Origin of the sequence: Rubneribacter badeniensis (assembly GCF_002899695.1) — a bacterium.
Lineage (GTDB): Bacteria > Actinomycetota > Coriobacteriia > Coriobacteriales > Eggerthellaceae > Rubneribacter > Rubneribacter badeniensis.
Genome location: NZ_PPEL01000032.1, coordinates 20,918 through 28,746 on the forward strand (window position 1 = coordinate 20,918; position 7,829 = coordinate 28,746).

Below are 7,829 nucleotides of genomic sequence, written 5' to 3' on the forward strand. Positions count from 1 at the left end.
AGGCCCAAGGTAGTAGAATCGGAGAGGCAAAGCGTGCTCGAAGCCGGGGCGGCAGACGCTGCAGCTGCGTCTGCCGCCCCTTTCTCCTCTCCTACGGCAGCAGACCGCGGGCGGCGAGGTCGTCTCTCACGTCGCTCAGACCGTAGCGGTCAAGGCATTCGGCGGTTGGACAGCCCAGGTTTTCGTCCCAGCCGAACTGCTGGTATGTAAGGCGGTAACCCTTCTCGATGTCGTCACGGTCGAGTTTCGACGTTCCTTCGGAGAACGGCTCCACGTCCGGATCCGTCTCGAAAGGCCAGTCCGGCACGCGGTCGTGCTCGCCGTGCAGGTCGATGGTGTTCATGCCGCGAACGGCCATCGCGCGCTGCAGCGTCATGATGCGCGCACCCGCTTCGTACAGCTGGTCGGTGGTGACGTCCACGCCGGTGACCGCCTTGTAGAACTTCGCTTCCACGTCGAGGTCGCCCCGGTAGTTGCGCGAGCGGTTTGGCGAGCAAGTGAAGGGCAGCACCCAGTTGCAGGCCGTCAGGCTGTCGTGCAGCACATCGGTGACCACGCACCACCAGGTGAAATACGCCTTCGCTTCGGTAAAGGGGGTATGGAAGTCGGCCGGGGTGTACACGTCGGGGTCGCCCCAGAGCTCGGCCGCTATCTCGTGTTTGATTTCATCGGGAAAGCCCTGTCGGAAAAAGTTCGTTCCCGAGTGGATCATGGGATCGCGGTTGAACAGGCCGTTGCAGATGACGCCCATTTGGCATACGTCATCGGCATAGTGGTGCTCTGGCCAACCGAGGTAGCTCACCAACCCCGAGCCGTCGGTGTCGAACCAGTCTTCCTCGCCCCATTTTTCGCACCAGACGACTGGACCATGGGCCACAAGCGCCATCTGGGAGTCGTTGCGGGCGAGCATGTTCATGAGATCGTCCAGGATGGACGAGTCGTTGCGCTCGAACTTCCCCCAGTCGATGGCGGCGTATTCTTCGGGACAGTTGCGCTCGAAAGTTCCGGAGGTGATGCAATGCGCCAAATCGGTCCATAGCTGACTGTAGTTGCACCAAATTCCCAGATCGTCGATCAGGTTGAGAAGCTTCAGGTTCCAGACGAGCTTGGTTTCTTCGTCCTGTTCGAAGTTGAATTTCTTGGCCAGCTTTTTGGAAAGCTTCTTGGACCATGCGCCTTGCGGAGCGCAGGTGTTGCCGGCGGTGGTGTAGGTGCCGTGCTCGTCAAGGCTTTGCATGGAGAGGTCGGCGTGGCAGTGGATGGGGCAACCGTGGCAGCCGTTCATCTTGACGGTGTACTGTTCGGCGATGTCGCCCAGATCCTTGGTGGACTTCATGCAACGGTACCCGATGGTGTTAAGCTCGCCGGGTTTGGGCTCGCCTGTCTCGATGGGTTCTCCTTCGGCGGCTGCCCAGTACAGGCCTTTGCGCGCCGTCCAACGAGAGCTGGGGTCGTAATACTCGGCCCATTCTTGCTGCGTGGAGGGCACGCTGTGGTTGTTGTTGGATCCCAACAGCTCTTTGAGCACGTAATCGGACAGGTCCATGACCGCCTGAGGATCGGCCACGCGCACCGCTCCGTTGCCTTCGACTACGAGCGCCTTGCACTTTTTCGATCCCATGACCGCGCCGGTGCCCGCTCCGGCGCTGTGGTTGCGGCTGTTCATGATGTTGGAGTAGGGCAGCAGGTTCTCGCCTGCCGGGCCGATGCTCGCCACGCAGGCGCGCGTGCTCTCCCGGCGGTTCAGGATCTCGGTGGTCTTGCGGGTGCCCAGCCCCCATACTTCGCTCGCGTCTTTGATCTCCACCTTGTCATCCACGATGTTGATGTAACACGGGGATTCTGCTGCCCCTTCGATGATGATGGCGTCCCAACCTGCTTGCTTGATGCGCGCGCCGATCATGCCGCCGCAATGGGCGTCGATGGGGAGGTGGTACTTTGAAAAGGGCGACATGGTGCAGATGGTGGCGCGTCCTCCCATGGGCATGCCCGATGCGGTGAGGGGTCCGACTGCGAAGATGATCTTGTTTTCGGGGGAGAGGGGGTCGGTCCCCGGCTCCACTTCGTCGTACAGGATCTTGTTGGCGATGCCCATGCCCCCGATGTAGAGGTCTTTGTATGGATCGGTCGGTTCGACGCTGATCGCGCCGCTTGTAAGGTTGACGCGCAGTATCTTTCCCGCCCATCCGTACGAAATCGCTTCGTCCATGGTTTCCTCTCTTTTCTCGTTGACGTGCGAGGGCTTTGCGAGAATCAGAGGCGAGGACGATTATCGAGGCCGGGGGCGTGGGCGCATCCTCTCTTTGGGGTCATTTTCTCCGACCGTTGGAAATGACCCCAAAGAGAGGATGGCCTTTGCGGGCTTGCTGCCAAAGTGGCGTTGAGGGCTTTGCACGAAGGGGGATTTGCTGAAAGGGTCGACAGAGCCGGCCCGGCAAAACGACGAGAGGAGGACGGGATGGGTACATCCCTTGACGATAACGTGACCCATGAGCCCGATCCGCGCGATCCACGCGGGGGCGAGACGTTGGAAGATGTCGCACGCGCGAAGGGCGGCGTGACGCGCCGTCAGGTACTCGTGGCGGCGGGATGCGGCGTGGCGGGCCTTGTTGCGGGAGGCGTGCTGGCAAAATGGGGCGTGGTGTCCGATGCGGTTGCCAGTGGCCGTATCGACATTGCGACGACGCCCCAGAAGATGATCGTGACCGACCGGGCCCGCTGTTCGGGGTGCCAGCGTTGCGAAATGATGTGCACGCTGAAAAACGATGGAATGGCCATGCAGAGCAGCGCCCGCGTGCGTGTTCACGAGACGTACTTCTTCGGTGATTCGCCCGATACGGGAGAGGGTTCCTTCGGGTCCTGTCAATTCACTATAAAAAGCTGTCGCCAATGCGCCGAGCCGCGATGCGTGGAGTACTGCCCGGTCCATGCCATCCATTCCGACGACCAAACGGGCGCGCGCGTCATCGAGGCGGACGTCTGCATCGGGTGCGGCATGTGCCACGAGGCATGCCCGTGGGGCCTTCCGAAGATCAACCCGCTGACGGGCGTTTCGACGAAGTGCGTATCGTGCGGCCGTTGTGCCGAGCAATGCCCGAACGGGGCCATCCAATTCATCGACTGGATCGATATCGCGCAGGAATGCATCGACAAGGGGCTTGTCTCGACGGTGTATGCGCAGGGTCGGTAGGTGATTCGCATGGACGATAAGAAGGGAAAGGGCGCCCTGAGTCGGCGCGGTTTTATTGCTGGCGCAACCGCTATCGGCGCCGGTATGGCTTTGGCGGGCTGCTCGGGCAGCGCGGATGCGGAGCCGAACGCCTCGGGCTCTGACAGCGCGATGGATGCGGCTGCCGCCGCTGCGGGTGCGGCAAGCTGCTGCACGGGATGTTCGGCCTTGTGCGCCTTTCGAGCCTGTCTGAGAACCGCCGAGAACGGAGATGCGGGCATCGGACGGTTTCTGGGAAGCGCCGCGCATCCCGAGAGCGTCGGGTCGCTGTGCGCGTATGGATATGCGTCGGCAGAGATGCTGGTTTCGGAGGCGAGCGCTAGCGGCGCCGAAGGCGAGGCTGGGCGCGGGGGCGCTCCTCTGCGCAGGAGGGATGACGGCTCGTTTGAGGAAACGACGTGGGACGACGCGCTGGCTCGCATCGGCGAGGCGCTTGCGGCGGCGAAGGGGCAGGGACGTTCGGTCGCCGTGCTTGTCGACGAGTGCGATCCCAACGGGCGCTACTTGTACGGACTTGCCGACGCTTTGGGATCTCAGCGCGTGTATTCCTACGCCTCCGATGGAGGATCCGATGCGCGGTGCGGCGAGCTCCAGGCGATCGGCGCCTCCCGTACAGTTCCCGACGTGGAGCAGGCGCGGCTTGTAGTGGTGGTGGGCGCGTCTTCGGGGCGCATGACTCCGGGGCATGCCGCGCGCCTCACCGCAGCTCGCGAAAGAGGCGCCGTGGTCGTGCTCGTCGATGCGATGGTTCCCTTCGGGATGCCCGCTGTCGATGCGTGGGTGCCGGTGCTTCCGGGCACCGAGGCGGCTTTGCTTCTTGCTGGTGCAGCCGCGCTGGTGCGCGAAGGGCTTGAGGCCGAGGGTGCCTCCGCATGCGTAGAGGGGCTCGATGCGTGGAGGGAGTCGCTTGCGTCGTGCACGCCTGCTTGGGCGGCTCGTAAAACGGGTGCGTCCGAAGCGGATGTGGAGGCGTTTTTGGCTCGGCTGTGCGCGGCTGCTCCGGCATGCGCGATCGATGCGTCTTGTCCTGGCTCGCTGCGTTTCGGCAATGCGGCTGAGACGGCGCGCGTCGTTTGCGCGCTCAACGCTCTTCTTGGCGCGTACAACGTAGCGGGTGGCACGTTCGTCGTGCCCGAGACTTCTTGGGACGCCGCTGCGCGCCACTACGCCACTGGCAGCGCCGAAGACGAGGATCGCGCGGCTGACGGGGGTTTCGTGCCGCGTGCTGACGGAGGGGCCCCGCTTGCGCGCGTGGAAGCTGGATCGTTGTTCGATTTGGTGGAGGGCATCGAGGCTGGTGAGATCGGAGCGCTCGTGACCGGCGCTCCCGAGGTTCTTGCTTGGGCGTGCGATGCCGAACGCGCGCAGCGCATGCTCCCAAGCCTCGACGTTTCCGTTTCGATATGCGCTGGGCAGGGCCAGTATGCGAGACTGTGCGATTTCGTTTTGCCGCGCTGCTCGTCGTTCGAGGAGCCGGGTTTGCCGCATGTCGCCTATGCCCAGAAGCCGGCTGTGTGTCGCAGCGCGGCTTTGATCGCCCCTGCTGATGACGTTCGACCTCTGCGCGACGTGTGTTGCGGCATTGCGGAGGCTGCCGGGGTCGAGTCGTCCTTCGCGCAGGAGATAGATGCGCGGGCAGAGGCGTTCTTGGCCGACGCGGGGCTTTCCTCCGAAGCGCTTGGCGATTCCGGTTCGGTTCAGGTGGCGTCGCTGGGCGTGTCGTATGGGGACGCCCCGCTGTTCGCCACCGGTTCGGGGAAGGTGGAGCTTCGCAGCGCCGCATGCGCCGATGCCGGGGCGCTTGAGGTGTGCGGCTTTGCGGATGCGGCGAACGCCGCGCCCGAAAACGGCGTGTTTCGCTTGCTCGTGGCCGCGCTTCCCGTAACGTCGGCTGCACGCGCTTCGTCTAAGGCCGTGCGCGCGTTTGTCGGGAAGGAACGACTTGATCGCATGCTCATCAACGCTGAGAGCGCTCGTACGCTCGGCATTGCGGAGGATGACGAGGTCGTGGTGTCTTCTTCTTCCGGTAGCCAAACTTGGCGCGCTCGACTGGTGGGGCATATTCATCCTGGCGCGGTGTTTCTTCCCCTTGCGGCAGTTGAGCAGGACGATGGGTTGTCGCCGCTGTTGTTGGTGGAGCCGCATGCGACGGCTGGATTCGGCGCCCCCGACCTTTCGCAGGCGACCGTTACCGTCAGGAAGGTTGGTGCGTGATGACTCGCTACGGAATGCTCATCGACTTGGAGAGGTGCACGGGCTGCCTTGCATGCCGGTCGGCTTGCCAGCGACAGAACTCTCTGCCTGCGGACATGGGATTCATTCGTTATGAGCACGAGGAGCAGGAGGCGTTTCCTAACGGGAGGCCGTCGCTGGTTCCCGTGCAGTGCATGCACTGCGAAGACGCTCCGTGCGTATCGGTGTGCCCTACGGGCGCGTCATATGTTGGAGCGGGCGGCCTTGTGGCTGTTGAGGAGGGGAAGTGCATCGGATGCTTGTATTGCGTGGCCGCATGTCCTTATCAGGTACGCGTGCGCAATGAGGAGACGGGCGCGGTGGACAAGTGCCGTCTGTGCGCCGTCTCGGGCGTTGACGGTTCCCATGGGTGCACTTGCGTGGACGTATGCCCGACCCAAGCCCGCTTGGTGGGCGATTTGGACGACCCCGACAGCGAGATTTCTCGCACGATCGCGCGTCGCAACGCCCAGCCCCTGTCTGTCGGCTTGACCAAGGCCAAGATATATTATGCGAGATGATTGGAGGTGATCGGCGTGGAATTCGAGCCGATTTGGGGTGCCCCCATCGCGATGTACCTGTTCCTTGCGGGTCTTGGTGCCGGCGCGTTCGTCGCTGCGACAGCGGCGGGCAGGATGGCTCCTCAGGCCAAGCGCACGGTGCGCGCGGGGCGAGTGATCGCGCTCGGTGCGGTGGCGGTGGGCCTCGTGCTTTTGATGGTGGACGCGAAGGGAGGATTTCTCCATCCTTGGCGCTTTGCCTTGTTGCTGGGCAACGTTCAGTCGGTGATGACGTGGGGCGTGGTGTTCCTTGCGGCCTTAGTCGTCATCGCGGCAGTGGTGGTTGTGCGCGACTTGCTGAAAAAGAGCGTGCCCTTCGGTTTGGAGGCGACTGGATGCGGCTTCGCGATTGCCGTGGCCATGTACACGGGCGTTCTTTTGGGCGTGGTGAAGACGTTTCCCCTGTGGAACAGCGCAGTGCTGCCGTTTTTGTTCCTCGTGTCGGCGATGTCGACCGGCGTTTGCGCGGTGTTCTTGTTCGCGCGCCTGGTTTGTCCGAACGAGGTGGAGAAGCTTGCTTTTCTTGAGCACGTCCATGGATGGCTTCCTTGGGTGGAGACGGTGCTCGTAGTGGCCTTGCTGTTCTTCGTGGGCCTTTCGAGCGAAGCCGGAGCGGCGTCGGTCGCGGCTTTGCTGACGGGGCAGTGGGCGCTGGTTTTCTGGCTGGGCTTTGTGGTAGTGGGGTTGGCTCTTCCCCTGGTGCTGCATCTGGTGCAGGGGCGCGTAGGCGCGGGCGTTCGCGATGCCTGCGGCGCCGAGGTTCATGGCGCTTGCCCTCGAGTCGAAAGCGGTCGTGCGTGTGGGGCCGTTTCCGACGCGGCGACTATCGTGGGCGGGTTTCTGCTGCGTTATCTGGTGGTGATGGCCGCTTTGCCCGTCGTGCTGCTCTGAACCTTCCCCTTTTCGGCTAGCTGTGTGCCACCTGGCGCTCGTCGTCGCGTTTCGCGCGCGACGGGCGCCAGAGGTTCGGTTGCTCTCTTTCCGGCCTTGCGGGTAGCGCGCACGATGGAAGGTGCCAGTTGCGTGATCGAGCACGTCAGGGTCGCGTCCGATCGCTGACGATGCTCGACGTCTTTCGCTCGCAGAGGTCTGTGCTTTTGGCTTGGGCGGGGCGTTTGAGCGTTTGAGGCGGCCCGTGCCAAGACGGTCGATGTTCTTGTTGCGATGAGGCGAGGGCGGCAGGCAGTTGTCCGGTGCGCTCGTTTGCGATCGGCTTTGGCCGTTCGGCCGGTTGGCCAAGGTGCTCGGAGGCTTCATGGGTGGGCGTCGGGCGTTCGCTGGCTGGTTGGGATGATTTTTGACGACGGGTCGACCGATCGGCTGCTCGGTCGAGATGCCTTCCTGCAGATGTCGGCTTTAATGATCGAGGCTTTCTTTTGGCAGGGGCTTCTTTTGGCGTCGGGTGGCGGCGGGGAGGGGGCGTTTCTGCGCGACGGTGCTCGTTTGACGAGTCGGAATGCTCTTCTGGTGCGTCCGATAGCCTGGTTGGCTCTCTCTTGGTCGACTCGCTTCTGGGTTTTCGTTTGCGAAAAGGGCCTCTCTTTTCGAATGTTTCACGTGAAACATTTGTTTCAATATCGCACTACATTGCGATACTTGTTTCATGTGAAACACCGCAAGGGGGTCGGGGCTGCTCGCAACGCCCCCGATGTCTGTCCCGCCTCTCCCGGCACTCCTCGGCCGCCGTCCTCCGGCTCCCGTTTGCGGCCCCTCTCCTTTTCTGGCTCCCGTTTCCGGTCACTCCCCATCCCTCTTTTCGGCTTTCGTTCCCAGCCCCTCTCCGATTCCCGCCTCCAGTCGCCTCCCGC

General features: G+C 63.1%; 5 protein-coding genes. 4 read left to right on the top strand and 1 reads right to left on the bottom strand.

From position 1 onward, the window contains the following. Window positions 1–91: 91 nt before the first annotated feature. The gene (locus C2L80_RS06765; protein ID WP_092199554.1) at window positions 92–2,209 is read right to left on the bottom strand and encodes an aldehyde ferredoxin oxidoreductase; all 2,118 of its coding nucleotides are present in this window, start codon (window positions 2,207–2,209) and stop codon (window positions 92–94) included. A 249-nt stretch (window positions 2,210–2,458) separates the two neighbouring features. Between C2L80_RS06765 and C2L80_RS06770 the strand changes: the two genes are divergently transcribed. Genes C2L80_RS06770 through nrfD form a run of 4 tightly spaced genes read left to right on the top strand, consistent with a single transcriptional unit; the run spans window position 2,459 to window position 6,912 of the window. Continuing rightward, window positions 2,459–3,190, top strand: a complete 732-nt coding sequence (locus C2L80_RS06770) for a 4Fe-4S binding protein (protein WP_103262899.1) — start codon at window positions 2,459–2,461, stop codon at window positions 3,188–3,190. A gap of 9 nt (window positions 3,191–3,199) precedes the next feature. Then, window positions 3,200–5,443, top strand: a complete 2,244-nt coding sequence (locus C2L80_RS06775) for a molybdopterin-dependent oxidoreductase (protein WP_129589913.1) — start codon at window positions 3,200–3,202, stop codon at window positions 5,441–5,443. After that, window positions 5,443–5,982, top strand: a complete 540-nt coding sequence (locus C2L80_RS06780) for a 4Fe-4S dicluster domain-containing protein (protein WP_103262901.1) — start codon at window positions 5,443–5,445, stop codon at window positions 5,980–5,982. Before C2L80_RS06775 ends, C2L80_RS06780 begins: the two co-directional genes overlap by 1 nt. 15 nt (window positions 5,983–5,997) lie before the next feature. Continuing rightward, the gene (gene nrfD, locus C2L80_RS06785; protein ID WP_103262903.1) at window positions 5,998–6,912 is read left to right on the top strand and encodes an NrfD/PsrC family molybdoenzyme membrane anchor subunit; all 915 of its coding nucleotides are present in this window, start codon (window positions 5,998–6,000) and stop codon (window positions 6,910–6,912) included. The last annotated feature ends 917 nt before the right edge of the window (window positions 6,913–7,829 follow it).

Bases quoted from the DNA above. Each gene is read 5' to 3' on its own strand.
- C2L80_RS06780 (WP_103262901.1), top strand. From the start codon at position 5,443: ATGACTCGCTACGGAATGCTCATCGACTTGGAGAGGTGCACGGGCTGC.
- C2L80_RS06765 (WP_092199554.1), bottom strand. From the start codon at position 2,209: ATGGACGAAGCGATTTCGTACGGATGGGCGGGAAAGATACTGCGCGTC.
- C2L80_RS06775 (WP_129589913.1), top strand. From the start codon at position 3,200: ATGGACGATAAGAAGGGAAAGGGCGCCCTGAGTCGGCGCGGTTTTATT.
- C2L80_RS06770 (WP_103262899.1), top strand. From the start codon at position 2,459: ATGGGTACATCCCTTGACGATAACGTGACCCATGAGCCCGATCCGCGC.